Here is a 17,837-nt window from a genome sequence, read left to right as displayed (position 1 = left end):
GGGTTCGGGGGTCCGCCCCACACCTGTTCGACGTCGCGTATTCGCCTCGGTGCGGCGGCCCGGCGAATGTCGGGTTCGAAAAGTACCGGCAAGCCGGTCGAAACAGCGGAGCCTCGCGGGTGGTAACCCCGCGGTCGGCCCATTTCCCGGGTGCGGCGACGTTTGTGGAGGTCGGACGCCGGATCCTTGCCACCAATCGCTGCCAAAACGGTCCAAGATCGACTTTCGGGATTCCGAGTGCTTTTCCTGTGATACGACGACTGGGGAAACGGAAATCTTGGTAAAGTTTTGGTAATGCAGAGACTCGGGGTGAGGGCCGTGACACCCCTGTGACTATCGTTCTGCGATAGGCGAGCGGCTCCACGTCGGCCACCCGGTCGACACGATCGCCTCCGCCGAATTCGGTGACGGGTTTCGGTGACGGTGGGCAACCACGGTCGTCGCGACGCGAAGCCGGAACCGGGGACCCTCGCAGTCCCTGGGGTGAATCGGTGCTCCGGCACCGTAGGGCGTCTTCTTCCGCCCGAACCCGTCAGCTAACCCGGTAGGCGGCCGAGGAAGGAGACCGCCGCCAGTGGCGTCCCAGCGTCGATCCGGGCAGCACCGCAAGCCCAAACCCCGCACCGCCGTGCGTACCGCCGCGACCGTGGTCACGGCCGCCGCGACGATGACCGGTGTGATGACCTTCGCCGGCACCGCGAGCGCGGACCCCGCGCAGTCGTTCCAGCAGACCAAGGACCGCGTCAACCAGCTGCACAGCGAGGCGATCAAGGCCACCGAAGCCGCCAACGGCGTCGACGAGCAGATCACCAAGCGACAGGGCACCGCGAACCAGACGCAGGCCCGGATCACCGAGGAACAGGCCGCGCTGAACACGCTGCGCGACCAGATCGGCGTCCTGGCGGCGAACCAGTACCGCAGCGGCGGCCTGCCGCCGTCCCTCTCGCTCGCGCTCAGCGGCGACCCCGAGGGTTACCTGCAGAAGTCGCAGATGTTGTCCCAGCTCGACGGCCAGCAGGCCGCGAAGCTGAAGCAGATCGCGGCGCAGGCCCGCGCCCTCCAGCAGGACCGCACCGAGGCCTCCTCGCAGCTCGCGGAACTGGAGAAGCTGCGCACCGAGCTGAACCGGCACAAGGGCGAGATCCAGAACAAGCTCACCGAGGCACAGCGCCTGCTGAACACGCTCACCGCGCAGCAGCAGAAGGAAGTCCTCGACTCGAACGACCACAAGAACGACGCGGGTTCGCGCACCGAGACCGACCGCAGCTCGCGCGGCAAGACGGACGAGCCGCCGACGACGGGCAAGGACGTCCCCGTGTCCGGCCGGGCCGCGGCCGCGATCGCGTTCGCGCGGGCCCAGATCGGCAAGCCGTACGCGCCGCGAGGCGTGGGCCCCGACTCCTTCGACTGCTCGGGCCTGACCCAGGCCTCGTGGCGAGCCGCCAACGTCTCGCTCAGCCGCACCACGTGGACCCAGGTCAACGACGGCCCGCGGATCTCCAAGGACGCGCTCAAGCCGGGCGACCTGGTGTTCTACTTCTCGGACAACTCGCACGTGGGCATGTACATCGGCAACGGCAAGATCATCCACGCCCCCCGCCCCGGCAAGAACGTGACCGAGGCCCCCCTGGACTCGATGCCGTTCTACGCGGCCATGCGACCCGGCTAGACCCACCGACCGCGCGCGCGTTCACGGCGATCGGCTCCGGGAGGTGCGACACCCACCTCCCGGACCGATCACCTCGGCACGACCGTCCCGCACCACCTGCGCGCGAGTAGCGGGAAGTGCCCGATTCGCACCTCGGCTCTCCGCGCCCGCGCCTGTATAGCCGCAGGTCACGGCGTGTCCGGGGATACTCGCAGCATGTTCGATCCGATACCGGTACGCTGCCGGTGGGCAAAAAGCGGATCACCGCCGGACGCCCGACGGGGCCGTTAGCTCAATTGGCAGAGCAGCGGACTTTTAATCCGCGGGTTCAGGGTTCGATCCCCTGACGGCCCACCGCATCGACCGGCTCCGCCCCTGGTCAGGGGCCTGCGGTTCCCAGGACGCACCCTGTGCACCTCGACCTGCTCCGGAACCGAAGGCACACTCGCGGCATCCAAGCCGAGCGCGGCGGGACGGGCCTCGCTCATACGATCCGCCACCGTATCCAGATCCTCAGGCCACTGGTGGCCGTGTGCTCTCGTAGAGGCGGCCGTTCTTATCCTCAGCCCGTGCGCAAAGCTCGGCGCCGTCAACGCCGCGCGCGGTCGACCTGGCAGCGGCTCGCGGTTCGCTGGCCGAACGTCGGCTCCTGCGGGACGTCGAGATCCTGCTGAACGTGACGCACACCTACGCGTCCCAGGGACGCCACGACAGCCTCGGCGCGAACCTCGGATGCCCGGGGATGCGCACTCCGGGCCCGCATCCTCGCGCGGCTCGGCGCCGCGGCGTGACGGCCGACGAGGCGTACGAATGTCCGGCGTGCGTCGTCTGCGCGTGGCAGCTGCGCGTCGAGGAGCGCGGTCGACAGGCGTGCCGCTGGTGCGAACGGCGGCTCGACGAGGACCTGGCCGAGCTGCCCGAGATGTACGCGCGGCTCGCGGACGTGCTGGAGCCGGGCGCCGGCGCGCCCGGCCTGCCGGTCCAGCGGACCAGGACGCCGCCGCTGCCGTGCGTGACGCAGCCCCCGAGCTTCCGGGGCCCTGGGCGGCATGGTCACGATCCTCGGGAGCTGGGGGCCGCGTGGCGCGACGAACTGGCCTGGTCACCGCTGCCGTTCCGAGGCAGCGTCGAGCAGACCGTACGGGGCGTCTTGAGGTTCCTTCGGACCAATCCGCCCTGGGCGGCCGACCGGTTCCTCGCCGTCGACGAGTTTGCACACGAGGTAGTCGAGCGGTACCACCTGACGCGCGTCGACGCACCGATGCCCGGCGAGGCTGTTCAACAGCCACGGCCGGACGTTCGACGTCGAGTCCCATGGCGCGTTCGGGCAGCGGCACCTGCCGCGTGGCCGCGCACCGCGCCTCGGGCGGACGCGCCGCGGCCGGGCTGCCGGTTGAGATGGGCCGGCTCCGCCGGTGGGTCCGCTATTCGTCGACGAAGGTCTCGCTCACCACCGAGGGGTGGCCCGCGAGCAGCACGGACCCGGCGACCTGGTCCACGCTCGCCGAGACGGACGCGTCGACCTGGGGCTGCGGGCTCGGCTTCGTCCTCGCAGGCGACGGTGCATTGATGCGGCCGGTCAACTCGCGCCGTGGGCCCGGCAACTGATCGAGGCTGCCGGACCCACGTACGTCGAGATCTCACCTTCCGGCCACGGCATCCACATCTGAGGGATCGGTGATCTAGAGCGCGGACGGGTCGTTACGGTCGAGGGGATCGGGAACGCCGCCTACTCGACCGGCCGGTACATCACGCTGACCCGGAAGCCCTTCGAGGCTGCGCCTGTCGTCCTGGCTGATCTTGGGCACCTGCTCCGTCGGCTGCTCGCCCGAGCGTCGCCGAATCTCGCGCCACTTGTCGATCGTCTTCGCTACCTCGTCGAGCAGGTCGCGAACATGTGGAAGCAGTGCCTTGATGCCCAGGATGATTGCTGTAGCAAGGACTCCGGCCGATGTGACCCACGCGATGACTGTGTTGCTCACCGACGTCAACTCTCTGCTCGGAGGCAGTCAAGCTGTTCGCGGGCAGGCCCACTCAGCTTGACCACCAAGATCTGGTGGGCAAACCGAGGTCCTGTCCGGACGCCGGGAACTCAGGAATTCGGGGGTACTAGGTCGGCGTGGTGGGCTCCCGCTTGCTCTCGGGAAGACATGCACATTTGGGTGGGTAGTCCGGCTCCACCAGGCATGTTTGGGCGTTTTGTGGACGGCTCTCCGCCACGTGCTGCACCGAGCACTCAGTCGGAAGCATCGTAGCCGATCCTCCAGCCAGAGCGCTGGATCGTGGATGTTGCGAGGTGACCATGCCCGGTCACGGCCCACTCCCGAAGAGCCCCGCAAAGCGTCGCCGCAAGAATGCCGATCCGATCGCTCCCCGCAAGCTCGTGCCCGACGCCGAGCTTCGAGGCCCCGATCTGCCGGACGATGCGCTGCCGGACCCGGAACCCTGGCACCCGCGCACGGTGGGGTGGTGGCAGACGTGGCGCCGCTCGGCGCAAGCGCGCGAATTCCCGGAGACCGACTGGGACTTCCTGATCGATACCGCCCTGATACACCACACGATGGGGACCAAGGGTCGTTGGGACTTTGCAAGCGAACTGCGTCTCCTTGCCGCGAAGTTCGGCGCGACGGTCGAGGATCGCGCGCGGCTCCGGATGACATCGAGGTCCCTAACGACAAAGCCGAGACCGGCAGGGCGAGGCCGGAAGCGGCGAACGTGACGGACATCCGGTCGTGCCTGGCCCCCTGACGAGGTGAGTGCGCCGTGCCGCGCACGCTGCTTCAGGCTCCGGGGTACGACCGGGCCCGCTCGCTCGGCTGGTTGGCCATCGAGTGGATGGAGTTCGTCGTCCGGCACGGCCTCGGCGACGTCCAAGGCGGGCCGGTTCGACACGGCGACGAGTACACCGGGTTCGTCGTCGACTGCTACGCGGTCGGCGACTTCGCGCAGAACAACCACCTGCTTTACGACTCGGTGTTCGTCCCCCGGCCGAAGGTCTGCGACAAGTTGGGACTCGGTGCCAGACTCGCGCTCTGCGAGGCACTCGGCCCGGCACGGTTCGCCGGCTGGGCCCGGGGCGGCGAGACGTATACCGACCCGTGGGGGCTCGGGTTCGAGCACACCTGCGAGCCCGGCGAGCCGATGGGCGCGCACGTCACTACCCCGTACATCTGGATCATGGCCACCGAGGAAGCCCGGACGGGCAACGTCTACGACAGCGTTCACCACAACCTCACCGACGAAGACTGCCCGCTCTCCCGGGTGCCCGGGGTGGATCCCGGGCTCACCCGCGTCTACCTGCCGGGCCGCGGCGGGATCCCCCCGTCCACCGCGGCCTCTGCGTCGAAGGGCGGGGGCAAGAGGTCGATGCCGTCATCGCGGAAGCGTTCGGGGTGTACAACGTCGTCGGGTTCTTTGCGGATCCGCCGCAGTGGCAGGACTGCGTGGATCGTTGGAGTGCGGAGTTAGGTGAGGGTGTTCAGGTCCAGGCATCGGCGCGGCATCCGCTGGAGTGGTGGACCGACAGGCCGACTGCAATGGTCGCCGCACTGGAGCGCTTCCACGAGGCCGTGGTCGGCGGGGAGCTGACGCACGACGACGAGACGCTGAGCCGCCATGTGCTCAACGCTCGCTGTCTCGCGTCGAGGGCCGGCATCCAGATCCGCAAAGAGACCAGGGATTCCCCGTGCAAGATCGACTCGGCTATGGCAGTGATCCTCGCATATGACTGTCGCGCCGAGGCCGTCGCACAAGGTGTGCTCGCCGAGACGGAAGAAGCCTGGGGAGGCACACTCTGATAGTCATGCAAGTAAGCCTTTCCTAACTCCAGCGCGATCCTTTTCGAACAGAAGTTACCGCCAGGTTTGTTGCCGCAAGAGTTCGTACCGGATTCAACTCTTCGAATCTTCATCTGCTGAAGACGAGATTGATAGAATGCTCGGCGGGTGCGCATTATGACACACGGCTCCGACAGTGCCCCGCTCATTCGTGTGGCCGTTTTTCAGCCAAAGCACCGTCTATTTTCGGCCGAACGAAGGCGCAAAAAAGGCCCTGGTCCAATGGTCTAGACCAGGGCTTCGAAGGGGATTAAATTATGGGCTGCGCGCACCTAATTGGGCGCCCGAACTGGGAACCTATCGCCGCCGCGCGACGTTCGCTCCGCCCAGGATCGTGCCTGCCCCCATGATCATCGCGGTGGCGTCTCCGGAGGAGACTCGGCCCACGCAGACTAAAATCACCCCTGCAACAAGCGCGGCAATAAAGGCAAAAAGGATGATCCAGCCGCCACGGTCTGGAGGCTCGCTGCTACGGTTCATGTCGGCGCTGGGCCTTTCTTGGTTCTGATGTTGTCGGTCCTTCTGCCATGGAACGCCGCCCGCGCACCCGTCAAAGTTCTCGGGCGGCGTATCCATGTTCGGAAATTCTTGACCCATTAGCTGCCTGTGTGCAAACCGGCGTTCGGTTGCGCATGTGGACAAACCTGGGGACTACTCGCTCCTACATGTGGAAAAGCTGTGGGAGCCGGGTCCAGAGCGGGCCGAAAAATAGGGACGATTCGTCACGCTCTTTTCCAAATCGACTGTGGGTGGGCTCACGTTCGAATCTGTGGATATCTCCTCCCCGCCCCGCGTGTGCTCAACGGTGATGATGGACATTCACAAGGAATTCCACGCGCGTAGTCTGATCCTTGTGAATTCATTCACCTGGGTGGGATCATGCTCGACCCACTCGGAAGCGCAGAGTGGTGGCTAATACGCCTCGGTCGAAAGCTCGCCGCACGACGTCCCGAACTCGCACGCCGATGGGACTGGTACATCGGCAATCACCCGTTGCCCGAGGGGTCCGAGAAGGCGAAGCGCGCCTTCCGCGACTTCCAGGAGAAGTCGCGGACGAACTTCATGTAACGGGTGGTCAACACGTCGGTGTTCCGTCTGTCGGCGATCGGGGTGACCGACGCGGACGGCAGGACCGATGAAGCCGCGTGGTTCCGGTGGCAGGTCGACAAGCGCGACAGCCGGCAGAAGCAGCTGTACCGGCTCGTGCTCGCGCTGGGCGAGGCGTACCAACTCGTCGGAGAACACCCGAAGCACAAGCGGCGCTCCCTCGTCACCGTGGAGCACATGCGCGAGTGCATCGCTGAGATTGACCCGGCCACAGGCGAGGTGCCAGCCTTCCTCGAGATCTGTACGACGAGGTCGGGCAGGAGGTCCGGGCGACGGTCTTCCTTGACGGTGGGCGCATGCAGTTATCGCCGCTCGCAGGCGGAGCGCACCTTCGGGTTCATCGCAAGGTCCTGGGATGACAGTGTGTGGATCGCGCACGATGGATCGGCCGCCGGTGGCCGTCCACCACTGCCGGACGGACCTGCATGAGTGCCGCGCGTATGTCGGCGCTCCGACAGAAGTAGGTGGTTGGGCACCGCTTCCCGCGCAGGTCCGTCGTCGTCAACGAGGTCGACCCGGTGAGCAGCCTTGAGGTTGCAGGTCACCGGGCAGGTCCCGGACCTGGCGAAGCAGTCGTTTGTGCCGTCGCCTGCGGCCGTATGGGCGACCGAAGAGGCCGCCGTCGCGGGCCTTGGTTGCCGGGGCCTCGGGGGTTGGTTCTTCGGTGGGGTGTTCGGAAAAATGGTTGGGTGGTGGTGGGTGGCCGGCTATGGTTGGCGGCATGCACCTCTTTCAGATGTACGGCTGACACGGCTGGGGCGTTGCCCCTGATTCGCTCGCACCGGGCGGGCGTGTGCGGGTGATTTGTGCCGCCGCCGTCCGGGTTGTCGGGCTGGGCTGTCGTGTCACTTTGCCGTGGAATCGAAGAGAGAGTGCTCATGCCTCGTCGTCCTGTTCATGCCGTGCAAAACGCTCATATTGCGATGATCGGCATACCCGCCGTCAGTCACGTGTTGCCGAGTCTCGAAGTCCTGCGCGAACTCGTGGGCCGCGGGCATCGTGTGACCTACGCCAACGATCCGGCCGTCGCCGATCTGATCACCCCGACCGGGGTCGAGTTCGTGCCGTATCGCTCCGTCCTGCCGGTTGCGGACAACGACTGGCCCGCCGATGCGATCGGTGCCATGGGGGTCTTCCTGGACGACGCGATCCAGGCGCTGCCGCAGTTGCGCGCGGCGTACGACCGCGACCCGGCCGACCTGTACCTGTACGACATCGGCGCCTACGCGGCCCGGGCGCTCGCCGAGGTCCAGGGGCGGCCGATCGTGCAGTTGTCGCCGACGTACGTGGCCTGGAAGGGCTACGAGGACGAGGTGTTGCCCGGGATGAAGGCGCTGCCGGGCGCGGATGCCTACTGGGCCCGATTCGCCGAATGGCTCGCCGGTTCCGGGGCGACCACCACCGACGTGGACCACTTCGGCGGCCGGCCGCGACGGGTCGTGGCCACCGTGTCGCGGGCCATGCAACCGTTCGCCGACCGGGTCGACACCGACGTGGTCGACTTCGTCGGCCCGTGCCTGGGTCGCCGCGCGGACCAGGGGGATTGGCACCGTCCGGCCGACGCGGAGCGGGTGTTGCTGATCTCGCTGGGTTCGGCCTTCACCCGGCAGCCGGAGTTCTATCGGAACTGCCTTGCCGCGTTCGGTGATCTGCCGGGATGGCACGTGGTGTTGCAGATCGGTCGGTACGTCGATCCGGCCGATCTCGGCGAGTTGCCGGGCAACGTCGAACTGCACTCCTGGGTACCGCAGTTGGCCATCCTCGAACAGGCCGACGCATTCGTCACGCACGCCGGGATGGGCGGGTGCGGCGAGGGGCTGACGACCGGGGTGCCGATGATCGCCGTGCCGCAGGCCGCCGATCAGTTCGCGAACGCGGACCGCCTCGTCGAACTGGGCGTGGCCCGTCGACTGGACACCGCGGACGCCACGCCGGAGGCCCTGCGCGGCGCCCTCCTCGCGCTGACCGCCGACCCGGCGGTGGCCGCGCGTTCGGCCGAACTGCGGGAGCGGGCCCGGGCCGAGGGCGGGACCGGGCGCGCCGCCGACCTGATCGAGGCCGAGCTCGGCTGATCCGGGACACCGGCCGCACGACGAGGCGCCCCGCGCCCGGCTCGATGCCGGGTGCGGGGCGCCTCGTCGGATGAGGAAAGCCCGAACGGGTCGCCGCTCAGCCCTTCAGCGCGGCCGCGACCGTGTCCGCGAGCGGGGTGGTCGGGCGGCCGAGGAGGCCGGACAGGTCGCCGGTGACGCCGGCGAGCGCACCCTCGGAGACCCGCAGGTCGGCGTCGACCAGCAGTTCGACCAGGAACGCCGGGAGGCCGACGCCGGTGAGGATCTCGCCGTACTTCTCGGCCGGCAGGTTCGCGTAGGCGACCTCCTTGCCGGTCTGCCGCGCCGCCTCGGCGGCCAGTTCGGCCAGGCTCCAATTGGTGTCGCCGGTCAGCTCGTACACCTTCCCGGCCTGGTCGTCGGCGAGCAGCACGATCGCGGCGGCCTCGGCGTAGTCGACGCGCGCGGCGGAGGCTATCCGGCCCTCGCCGGCCGAACCCGCGACCGCGCCGCGCTCGACGGCGCCGGCGAGCGAGCCGGTGTAGTTCTCGGTGTACCAGCCGTTGCGCAGCAGCACGCTGGGCAGGCCGGAGGCGGCGATCCGCGCCTCGGTGTCGCGGTGTACCCGGGACAGGCCGAGGGGGCTGTCGCTCGCGGAGTAGATCGACGTGTAGAGCAGTTGGCCGACCCGGGCCTCGGTGGCGGCGGCGACCACGGCGGCGTGCTGCGAGATCCGGTCCGCCTCGGGGCCGCTGGAGGACACGAACAGCAGCTTGTCCGCGCCGGTGAAGGCCGGTACCAGCGTCTCGGGCTTGGTGTAGTCGGCCTCGCGCACCTCGACCCCCCGGGCGGCGATGTCGGCGGCCTTGGCCGGCGTGCGCACCGCCGCGACGATCTCCGAGGCGGGCGTGCCCCGGTCGAGCAGGGCGTCGATGACGAGGCGGCCGAACTGCCCGGTGGCTGCGGTGACGACGATCATGAGGCATTCCTCTCTCCCGCGCACCGAACCCGTCGCCCGGCCGCTGCCCAAACGATGGCACTAACTTTTAGAAAGCGCAACCCACGAGATGGCGTAGCTGATTGGTAAGTGCTTGCTTGCAGAGAGTGCGTCACTTTCGAAAGCGCTGACACGGCGGTAGCCTCGACAGATGCAGCCGCACCGCGACCACAGCCGCGCCGGCGGCGGTCGCAGTCGACGAAGGGGGTAGCGATGGAAACCGAGGCCGAGACCAGGACCGGTCCGGACCCGACCCCGGAGTTCGAGTTCGACGTCTTCGCGAAGGAATGCGGCTCGCGCACGGCCATGGAGCACATCACCGGCCGCTGGGGCGTGCTGGTCCTGGGCGGGCTGTACGACGGCCCGATGCGCTTCAACGCGCTGCGCCGTCGGGTGGACGGGGTCAGCGAGAAGATGCTCGCGCAGACGTTGCAGGCGCTGGAGCGGGACGGTTTCGTGCTCCGCGAGGTGCACAGCACGATCCCGCCCCGGGTCGAGTACACGCTGACCGACCTGGGCAGCGCGACGGCGGCCAAGCTGCTCGACCTGATCGCGCACCTGGAGGGTCACATGGCCCGGGTGCTGGTCGCCCGCGAGGAGTACGACCGCACACACGGCTGAGCCCGCCGCCCACCCGACGAACGCCCGGCCCGCGCCGGCCCGGAAACGCCCGAGGGGTCGGGACCACGGGAACGAATCCCGTCGTCCCGACCCCTCGGGCGGTCCGGCCCGGCCGGGCTCAGATGCTCCAGACGCCGGCGCCGAGCATGGACTTGATCTCGCCCGCGAGGCCGCCCTCTGGGTTGACCCGGAAGTCCAGGTTGTAGCGGGTGCGCATGCGCGCGCTCTCCAGGATCAGGTGCACCGGGTTGTCGCCGGGGTGCGAGGACAAGACCCGCTTGATGTCCTTCACCAGCTTCTCGTTGACCTTGGTGGTGGGCAGCCGCAGGCACACCGGCGCCTTGCCGCCGTGTTCGGCCGAGCCGATGTCGAGCGGGACCAGTTCGGAGCCGAACACGCTGAGCGCGCCGTCGCGTTCGTTGAGCCGACCCTTGATGCTGACCGCGACGTCCTCCTCGAGCGCGTGCGCGACGAGGGTGTACGACTGGGGGAAGAACAGCACCTCGATCTCGCCGTCGTGGTCGGCCAGGTTGATCATCGCCCACGGCGAGCCGCTCTTGTTCACCTTGCGCTGGATGCCGGTGATCAGCCCGGCGAGTTGCACGTTGCCCTCGGTCCGGCCGGAGTTCTTCAGCTCGGTGATCGAGGTGTCGCGGTGTCGGGACAGGATGTGCTCGGCGCCGTCGAGCGGGTGGGCGGAGACGTACAGACCGAGCATCTCACGCTCGGTGGCCAGCTTGAGCTTGCGCGGCCACTCCTGGTCGGTGAGCGTGAAGTCGAGCCCGACGGCCGGTTCGTCGGCCGCCTCGTCGCCGCCGCCGAACAGGTCGTACTGGCCCGCGGCCTCCTGCTTCTTCAGCCCGACCACCGCGTCGAGCGCCTGCTCGTGCACGTCGACCAGGGCCCGGCGGGTGTGCCCGAGCGCGTCGAACGACCCGGCCTTGACCAGGGATTCCACCGCGCGCTTGTTGCAGGCGGGCAGGCCGATCTTGGTCAGGAAGTCGGCGAAGGAGTTGAACTTGCCCTTGCTCGTGCGCGCGTCGACGATGTCGTTGATGACGTTGTCGCCGACGTTGCGAATCGCCCGCAGGCCGAACCGTACGTCGGAGCCGACGGCGGTGAAGTCGGCCACCGACTCGTTGACGTCGGGGGAGAGCACCCGGATGCCGGCCGAGCGGGCGTCGGCCAGGTACATCCCCATCTTGTCTTTTTCGTCGCCGACCGAGGTGAGCAGTGCGGCCATGTATTCGGCGGGGAAGTTCGCCTTGAGGTAGGCCGTTTGGTACGACACCAGGCCGTACGCGGCGGAGTGCGACTTGTTGAACGCGTAGCCGGCGAACGGGACCAGCACGTCCCACACCGCCTGGATCGCCTCGTCGCCGTAGCCGCGTTCGCGACACCCCTCCTGGAACGGGATGAACTCCTTCTCCAGGACCTCCTTCTTCTTCTTGCCCATCGCGCGGCGGAGCAGGTCGGCCTGGCCGAGGCTGTAGCCGGCCAGTACCTGCGCGGCACGCTGTACCTGCTCCTGATACACGATCAGACCGTAGGTGGGGCCCAGGACTTCGTTGAGCGGCTTCTCCAACTCCGGGTGGATCGGCGTGATTTCCTGCTGGCCGTTCTTGCGGAGCGCGTAGTTGATGTGCGAGTTCATGCCCATCGGGCCGGGGCGGTACAGCGCGGAGACCGCAGAGATGTCCTCGAACTCGGTCGGCTTCATCAGCTTGAGCAGCGCCCGCATGGGACCGCCATCGAGCTGGAACACGCCCAACGTGTCGCCGCGGGAGAGCAGTTCGAAGGTGACCGGATCGTCGAGCGGGATCTTCTCGATATCGACGTCGATGCCCCGGTTGGCCTTGATGATCTTGATGGCGTGGTCGATGATGCCCAGGTTTCGCAGACCCAGGAAGTCCATCTTGACCAGGCCCATCGATTCGCACGACGGGTAGTCGAAGCCGGTGATGATTACGCCGTCCTTGTCCCGCCGGTGCAGCGGGATCAGGTCGATCAGCGGCGCGGAGGAGAGGATGACGGCCGCGGCGTGCACACCGGTGCCCCGGGTCAGGCCCTCGATGCCGCGCGCGGTGTCGATCACCATCTTGACTTCGGGGTCGGACTCGTAGAGTGCGCGGATCTCGCCGGCCTCGGTGTAGCGCGGGTGGTCCTTGTCGAACATGCCCGCCAGGGGCATCGACTTGCCCATGATGTCCGGCGGGTATGCCTTGGTGATCCGGTCGCCGGTGGCGAACGGGAAGCCCAGGATCCGGCTGGAGTCCTTGATCGCGGCCTTGGCCTTGATCGTGCCGAAGGTGTTGACCTGCGCGGTGTACGCGGACCCGTACTTCTCGGTGACGTAGCGCACCATCTGGTCGCGCTGGCGGTCGTCGAAGTCGATGTCGACGTCCGGCGGGTTGATCCGCTCGGGGTTGAGGAAGCGCTCGAACAGCAGGTCGTAGTCGAGCGGGTTCAGGCCGGTGATGCCGGTCAGGTAGGCCACCATCGAACCGGCCGCGGAACCTCGGCCGGGGCCGACCGGGATGCCGTTGTCCCGGGCGTACTGGCAGATGTCGGCGACCACGAGGAAGTAGGAGTCGAAGCCCATGGGCGTGATCACGCCCATCTCCAACTCGATCCGGTCCAGCACCTCCTGGCTCGGGTCGTCGCCGAACCGGTGCTTCAGGCCCGTGGCGATCTTCTTGCGCAGGTAGGTCGCCTGGGTCTCGCCCTCCGGGACGTCGAACTGCGGCATCCGGTTGACCTCGGCGAAGACCTCGTCGTAGGGCTGGATGCGCTCGGCGATCGCGAGGGTGTTGTCGCACGACTCGGGCACCTCGGCGAACAGCCGGCGCATCTCGTCGGAGGTCTTGATGTAGTAGCCGGTGCCGGCGAACTTGAACCGGTTCGGGTCGGCCTTGTTCTTGCCCACGCCCACGCACAGGAGCGAGTCGTGCGCGTCGGCCTGGTCCTCGGTGACGTAGTGCGAGTCGTTGGTGGCCAGGAGCGGGATGTTCAGCTCCTTGGCGATCCGCAGCAGGTCCTGACGGACGGTGCGCTCGATGTCGAGGCCGTGGTCCATCAGTTCGAGGAAGTAGTTCTCCTTGCCGAAGATGTCCTGGTAGGTCGAGGCCGCCTTGATCGCCTCGTCGTACTGACCCAGGCGCAGGCGGGTCTGCACCTCGCCGGACGGGCAGCCGGTGGTGGCGATGATGCCCTCGTGGTGTTCGGCGATCAGCTCGCGGTCCATCCGGGGCTTCATGTAGTAGCCCTCGATGGAGGCCAGGCTGGAAAGCCGGAACAGGTTGCGCAGGCCCTGGGGGTTCTCGGCCCACATCGTCATGTGGGTGTAGCGGCCGCCGCCGGAGACGTCCTTGCCGCCCTCGCCGTCCTCGCTGGGCGCGCGTTTGCCGCCGGGGGCCCAGAACTCGGGGCGGCGGGCGTGGCGGGTGCTGGGGGCGACGTACGCCTCGATGCCGATGATCGGTTTGACGCCGTGTTTTTTGGACGTGCCCTGGAACTCGTAGGCGCCGAACATGTTGCCGTGGTCGCTCATGGCCACCGCCGGCATGCCCTGGCGGGCCACCTCGGCGAACAGCTTGTCGTTCTTCGCCGCTCCGTCCAGCATCGAGTATTCGGTGTGGACATGCAGGTGAACGAACGAGTCAGACACGGTGTGTGAGGCTCCTCGGAGGGGCGGCGGGGACCATCCACCATAACGCGGTCGGGGGCGGCAAACGGGTGTCCGAGGCCGATGTCCGCGGTGCCTCGGCGAAGGCTTTTCCGAGTCGTTTCCGAGCCGTATCCGGGTGGGTCCGGAGTGGGCCGCGGCGGGGGTTGTGGGGTGGTTGGGGAGGGTTTGGTGCGGGATTCGGGGCGAGTCAGGCCGTTTTGGTAGGGGCGTGGTCGTGGTCGTGGGAGTGGGCGTGGGCGGACGCCTGGGCGGCGGCTTCGCGGCGGCGGAGTGGGGGCAGGGTGGGTGGGGGTTGGCGGCGTTCGGGGAGCTCGGCGAGCAGGGCCTTGGTGGCTTCGGTGACGGCGGCGACGGCGCGCTCGACGGCCTCCTCGGTGCGGGGGGACGTGGTCTGGACGCCGCTCACTTTGCGGACGTATTGACGGGCGGCGGCTTCGATCTCGACGTCGGTGGCGACGGGGTCGAGTCCGCGGAGCGTCGTGATGTTTCGGCACATGCCTTTCAGGCTAGGCGGGGTGGCCGACAAGTGCCTTGGGCCGGCGGGGGTGGCGGGTGTCGTCCCCGACCGGCCTTGTCCTCAAGCGCCGGACGGGCTGGGTTTGGTCGGGTTGACGGCGTCCGCCGTGGGGTGCCTGGTGTTGCCGAGCCGGCCTGCGGCCGGCTCTGTCCTCAAGCGCCGGACGGGCTGGGTTTGGTCGGGTCGACGGTGTGGGTTGTGGGGTGCGTGGTGCCCGCGAGCCGGCCTGCTCTGTCCTCAAGCGCCGGATGGGCTGGGTTGGTCGGGTTGACGGCGTCCGCTGTGGGGTGCCTGGTGTTGCCGAGCCGGCCTGCGGCCGGCTCTGTCCTCAAGCGCCGGACGGGCTGGGTTTGGTCGGGTCGACGGTGTGGGTTGTGGGGTGCGTGGTGCCCGCGAGCCGGCCTGCGGCCTGCTCTGTCCTCAAGCGCCGGATGGGCTGGGTTTGGTCGGGTTGACGGCGTCCGCCGTGGGGTGCCTGGTGTTGCCGAGCCGGCCTGCGGCCCGCCTTGTCCTCAAGCGCCGGACGGGCTGAATTGGGCTTGGCCGGGCCGTGACTTGGGCTGTCGGGTGTCGTTCTCCCGCGTCCCCGCGTCCCCGCGTCCCCGCGTCCCCGCGTCCCCGCGTCCCCGCGTCCCCGCGTCCCCGCGTCCCCGCGTCCCCGCGTCCCCGCGTCCCCGCGTCCCCGCGTCCCCGCGTCCCCGCGTCCCCGCGGTCGGTCGGGTGTGGGATGGCGTAATGGCCGTTGCCTTCCGGGGGTTGGGGCGTTGGGGTTTTTGGTGGTGTGGGCTGGGAGGAGTGGTGAGTGGTCAGCGGTGGTGTGGGGGCCGGGCGGTTGGTGGTTTCGTCGGGGACGCGTGATCACCGGTACGACCCGGCGACCGCCTGGCGGGTTTATCAGCAGGAGGACGGCAGCCTCACCGTCAGTACGGACGCCTGGCAGGAGGAGGCGCATACGTTGATGGCGATCCGCACCGACTGGTACGCGGACGCCGCCGCGGCGGCCGGTGGCATGCCGCCGGACGTGGCGGGGCGGGTCAGTCGCGCGCTCGGCGCCGAGCCGGTCGCGCCGCCGCCGTACCGCGACTTCGCCGAGGCGTTTCGCGCGGGGGTGTCCCCCTCCCATCCGGAGCCGGTCGGCGGTCTGGACCTGGCCGTGCGGCACCGGCCCGCGCAGGACGAGTTCGGCGTGGGCGGCGACTGGTACGACGTGTTCACCCTCGACGACGGCCAGGTCGCGCTCGTGGTCGGCGACGTCCAGGGGCACGGCGCGGGCACGGCGCCGATCATGGCCAGGATCCGGACCCTGCTGCACGCCTACGCGGTGGTCACCCCCGACCCCGGCCGGGCCCTCGGGCTGGTGAACGACTTCCTGGACCGCTTCCCCGGCCCGGCCCACGCCACCTGCACCCTCGCCTACCTGGACCCGGCGACCGGCCGGCTCCGGGTCGCCCGCGCCGCGCACCCGCCGCTGCTGCTCGCCGACCCGGCCGGGACGCCGCGGATCGAGGACGTCGAGGGCGGTCTGCCCCTGGGCATGCTCGCGGACCAGGCATATCCGTGTACGACCCTGACCGTGGCCCCCGGCGCGACGCTGGTCCTGGTCACCGACGGCCTGGTCGAGGGCCCGCAGCTGTCGTTGGACCGCGGCATGGAACGCCTGGCGCACCGCTTCGAGCGCAGTCGGGGCCTGGACCTGGAGGCGACGGCGGAGCGCTTGTTCGGGCTCGCCGATCTGACCGGTCACCGGGACGACGTGACGCTGCTGCTGGCGCGTACGACGGTGCGCTGAGCCCCGATCCCCCGCCGCCGAAGCGGGGGTGTCGAGGGCCACAAAGCCCGCGTTTGCTGGAACTTCGGCCGTTGTCGCGAGAGGATCTGACTATGCGTCAGCTCGATGTTCCGGGCGGCGCCTGGCATCTGACGTGACGTTAGCCACGTGTAAACAAAGTTCGGGCCGACGCTCGCATACTGTCCCGTACGCAGACCTCATACAGGCGTACGCAGCGCCGGTTGAACCAGGCGATTTGGGAGGCTCCACGTGGAGTTCGGCATCTTCCTGAACGGGTACACCCCCGGTCCGGCCGCTCACGATCGCGCGAGCGAGCACCTGGTGCTCATGCGCGAGATGGAATTGGCCATCAAGGCCGACAAGCACAACTGGAAGTACGCCTGGTTCGGCGAGCACCACGGTCTGGTCGAGTACAGCCACATGTCGGCCCCCGAGGTCGTCATCGGCTACGTCGCCGCGAAGACCGAGCGGATCCACCTCGCGACCGGCATCAACAGCCTGTCGCCGCGCAAGGAGCACCCGGTCCGCTACGCCGAGCGCGCCGCGATGATGGACCACATCACCGAGGGCCGCTTCGAGTGGGGCACCGGCCGCGGCGCCGGCAGCCACGAGATGGCCTCGTTCAACATCATGGACAAGAACTCGACGAAGACCGAGTGGGACGAGGTCGTTCGCGAGATCCCGCGGATGTGGGCGCAGACCGACTACACGTTCGAGGGCGACCACTTCACCGTGCCGACCCCGCACGACATCCACCCGAAGCCGTACGGCGAGTCGCACCCGCCGATCTGGGTGGCCTGCGGCAACCCGGCCACCTTCGGCAAGGCCGGCTCGATGGGCATCGGCGCGATCGCGTTCAACTTCGAACCGGTCTACAACCTCAAGGGCCGGATCGAGGCCTACAAGGAAGCCGCCGAGAACCCGGTCGAGATAGTCGGCGACTACCAGAACAACAACGTGATGATGACGAACGCCGTCATCTGTCTGTCCGACCGCAAGCGCGCCCGCGAGATCGCGCTCAGCAAGGGCCGCGGCTACCTGGTCACCCTGGTGAACCTGTACCACGACACCATGCCGAAGTCGGCGGACGCGATCACCTGGCCGTCGCCCACCTTCGACCTCTCGATGGGTGGCGACGAACTGCTCGACCAGCTGATCGAGGGCGGCTACATGCTGGTCGGCACCCCGGACGAGGTGTGCGAGCAGGTCAAGGCGTACCAGGAGGTGGGCTGTGACCAGCTCGTCTTCGGTATCAACGACGGCATGACGCACGAGGAGAACCTCGAGATGATCGAGCTCTTCGGCAACCAGGTCATCCCGGAGTTCGACAAGGACCCGGAGCACTCGACCACCAAGTACCGCCGCAACGCGGTGCCGAAGTTCGGCCGTTTCCAGGGCGCGGGCCCGGACCCCGACCTCAAGGTCGAGGTGCTGCCGACGAGCGCGGTGCTGCCGCTTCCGTACCCCACGGCGTAGTCGAGGTCGATCGATCGCACGAGTACGAGTACGAGTGCGGCTGCGCGCACGAGCACGAGCACGAGGCCACCGGGGCGTCCCGGTGGCCTCGTGCGTTTTCGGTCGCC

The 17,837-nt window shown here is 68.4% G+C and carries 15 protein-coding genes, 1 tRNA gene and 1 riboswitch; of the genes, 11 read left to right on the top strand and 5 right to left on the bottom strand.

Annotation, left to right across the window (positions count from 1 at the left end; genetic code table 11):
• Positions 1-436: 436 nt before the first annotated feature.
• A riboswitch (cyclic di-AMP (ydaO/yuaA leader) is annotated at positions 437-566 on the top strand.
• 8 nt (positions 567-574) lie between these two features.
• The 3 genes from EMA17_RS10030 (at position 575) to EMA17_RS10020 (ending at position 3,256) form a co-directional block, all read left to right on the top strand.
• Complete coding sequence (locus tag EMA17_RS10030) at positions 575-1,669, top strand: C40 family peptidase (RefSeq protein ID WP_126636549.1); 1,095 nt, start codon at positions 575-577, stop codon at positions 1,667-1,669.
• A 260-nt stretch (positions 1,670-1,929) separates the two neighbouring features.
• Positions 1,930-2,002 (top strand) — tRNA-Lys (locus tag EMA17_RS10025).
• A 960-nt stretch (positions 2,003-2,962) separates the two neighbouring features.
• Positions 2,963-3,256, top strand: coding sequence for a hypothetical protein (locus tag EMA17_RS10020; RefSeq protein ID WP_126636548.1), 294 nt, complete (start codon positions 2,963-2,965; stop codon positions 3,254-3,256).
• A gap of 74 nt (positions 3,257-3,330) precedes the next feature.
• On the opposite strand, the gene EMA17_RS10015 is transcribed toward EMA17_RS10020, so the two are convergent.
• Entirely contained in the window at positions 3,331-3,630 is a 300-nt protein-coding gene (locus tag EMA17_RS10015) for a hypothetical protein (protein WP_126636547.1), read from the bottom strand.
• A gap of 320 nt (positions 3,631-3,950) precedes the next feature.
• Here EMA17_RS10015 and EMA17_RS10010 point away from each other — a divergent pair, with 320 nt between their 5' ends.
• The 3 genes from EMA17_RS10010 (at position 3,951) to EMA17_RS53910 (ending at position 5,445) form a co-directional block, all read left to right on the top strand.
• Positions 3,951-4,367, top strand: coding sequence for a phage terminase small subunit (locus tag EMA17_RS10010; RefSeq protein ID WP_246126579.1), 417 nt, complete (start codon positions 3,951-3,953; stop codon positions 4,365-4,367).
• Positions 4,368-4,411: 44 nt separating this feature from the next.
• Positions 4,412-5,116, top strand: coding sequence for a hypothetical protein (locus EMA17_RS10005; protein ID WP_246126560.1), 705 nt, complete (start codon positions 4,412-4,414; stop codon positions 5,114-5,116).
• Between the two features lie 68 nt (positions 5,117-5,184).
• Positions 5,185-5,445 carry a hypothetical protein gene (locus tag EMA17_RS53910; protein WP_246126559.1) on the top strand — a complete coding sequence of 87 codons (261 nt, stop codon included), beginning with the start codon at positions 5,185-5,187 and terminating at the stop codon, positions 5,443-5,445.
• A gap of 336 nt (positions 5,446-5,781) precedes the next feature.
• On the opposite strand, the gene EMA17_RS10000 is transcribed toward EMA17_RS53910, so the two are convergent.
• Positions 5,782-6,060 carry a hypothetical protein gene (locus EMA17_RS10000; RefSeq protein WP_126636545.1) on the bottom strand — a complete coding sequence of 93 codons (279 nt, stop codon included), beginning with the start codon at positions 6,058-6,060 and terminating at the stop codon, positions 5,782-5,784.
• A 495-nt stretch (positions 6,061-6,555) separates the two neighbouring features.
• Between EMA17_RS10000 and EMA17_RS09995 the strand changes: the two genes are divergently transcribed.
• Together EMA17_RS09995 and EMA17_RS09990 are read left to right on the top strand one after the other, a co-directional pair.
• Positions 6,556-7,020, top strand: a complete 465-nt coding sequence (locus EMA17_RS09995; RefSeq protein ID WP_126636544.1) for a hypothetical protein — start codon at positions 6,556-6,558, stop codon at positions 7,018-7,020.
• A gap of 449 nt (positions 7,021-7,469) precedes the next feature.
• A complete protein-coding gene (locus EMA17_RS09990) occupies positions 7,470-8,663 on the top strand; it encodes a macrolide family glycosyltransferase (protein WP_371862979.1) in 1,194 nt (397 codons plus the stop codon).
• Positions 8,664-8,760: 97 nt separating this feature from the next.
• On the opposite strand, the gene EMA17_RS09985 is transcribed toward EMA17_RS09990, so the two are convergent.
• On the bottom strand, positions 8,761-9,621 hold the full coding sequence (locus tag EMA17_RS09985) for an SDR family oxidoreductase (protein ID WP_126636542.1): 861 nt from the start codon (positions 9,619-9,621) through the stop codon (positions 8,761-8,763).
• A gap of 231 nt (positions 9,622-9,852) precedes the next feature.
• Between EMA17_RS09985 and EMA17_RS09980 the strand changes: the two genes are divergently transcribed.
• Complete coding sequence (locus EMA17_RS09980; RefSeq protein WP_126636541.1) at positions 9,853-10,260, top strand: winged helix-turn-helix transcriptional regulator; 408 nt, start codon at positions 9,853-9,855, stop codon at positions 10,258-10,260.
• A gap of 118 nt (positions 10,261-10,378) precedes the next feature.
• Here the strand turns inward: EMA17_RS09980 and dnaE are convergent, their stop codons facing one another.
• A complete protein-coding gene (gene dnaE / locus EMA17_RS09975; RefSeq protein ID WP_126636540.1) occupies positions 10,379-13,927 on the bottom strand; it encodes a DNA polymerase III subunit alpha in 3,549 nt (1,182 codons plus the stop codon).
• Between the two features lie 208 nt (positions 13,928-14,135).
• Positions 14,136-14,444, bottom strand: coding sequence for a DUF2277 domain-containing protein (locus tag EMA17_RS55275; RefSeq protein WP_126636539.1), 309 nt, complete (start codon positions 14,442-14,444; stop codon positions 14,136-14,138).
• An 823-nt stretch (positions 14,445-15,267) separates the two neighbouring features.
• On the opposite strand from EMA17_RS55275, the gene EMA17_RS09965 reads away from it, so the two are divergent.
• Together EMA17_RS09965 and EMA17_RS09960 are read left to right on the top strand one after the other, a co-directional pair.
• Entirely contained in the window at positions 15,268-16,254 is a 987-nt protein-coding gene (locus EMA17_RS09965) for a PP2C family protein-serine/threonine phosphatase (RefSeq protein WP_126636538.1), read from the top strand.
• A 249-nt stretch (positions 16,255-16,503) separates the two neighbouring features.
• Positions 16,504-17,730 carry an LLM class flavin-dependent oxidoreductase gene (locus tag EMA17_RS09960; protein ID WP_078976065.1) on the top strand — a complete coding sequence of 409 codons (1,227 nt, stop codon included), beginning with the start codon at positions 16,504-16,506 and terminating at the stop codon, positions 17,728-17,730.
• Positions 17,731-17,837 lie beyond the last annotated feature (107 nt).

Source organism: Embleya hyalina, assembly GCF_003967355.1.
Taxonomy (GTDB): Bacteria; Actinomycetota; Actinomycetes; order Streptomycetales; family Streptomycetaceae; genus Embleya; species Embleya hyalina.
Note: the sequence above shows the minus strand (reverse complement) of the source record. Positions and strands in the feature narration are given on the sequence as shown.

Bases quoted from the DNA above. Each gene is read 5' to 3' on its own strand.
- EMA17_RS10020 (WP_126636548.1), top strand. From the start codon at position 2,963: ATGGCGCGTTCGGGCAGCGGCACCTGCCGCGTGGCCGCGCACCGCGCC.
- EMA17_RS10010 (WP_246126579.1), top strand. From the start codon at position 3,951: ATGCCCGGTCACGGCCCACTCCCGAAGAGCCCCGCAAAGCGTCGCCGC.
- EMA17_RS53910 (WP_246126559.1), top strand. From the start codon at position 5,185: ATGGTCGCCGCACTGGAGCGCTTCCACGAGGCCGTGGTCGGCGGGGAG.
- EMA17_RS10000 (WP_126636545.1), bottom strand. From the start codon at position 6,060: ATGGATACGCCGCCCGAGAACTTTGACGGGTGCGCGGGCGGCGTTCCA.
- EMA17_RS09990 (WP_371862979.1), top strand. From the start codon at position 7,470: ATGCCTCGTCGTCCTGTTCATGCCGTGCAAAACGCTCATATTGCGATG.
- EMA17_RS09985 (WP_126636542.1), bottom strand. From the start codon at position 9,621: ATGATCGTCGTCACCGCAGCCACCGGGCAGTTCGGCCGCCTCGTCATC.
- EMA17_RS09980 (WP_126636541.1), top strand. From the start codon at position 9,853: ATGGAAACCGAGGCCGAGACCAGGACCGGTCCGGACCCGACCCCGGAG.
- EMA17_RS55275 (WP_126636539.1), bottom strand. From the start codon at position 14,444: ATGTGCCGAAACATCACGACGCTCCGCGGACTCGACCCCGTCGCCACC.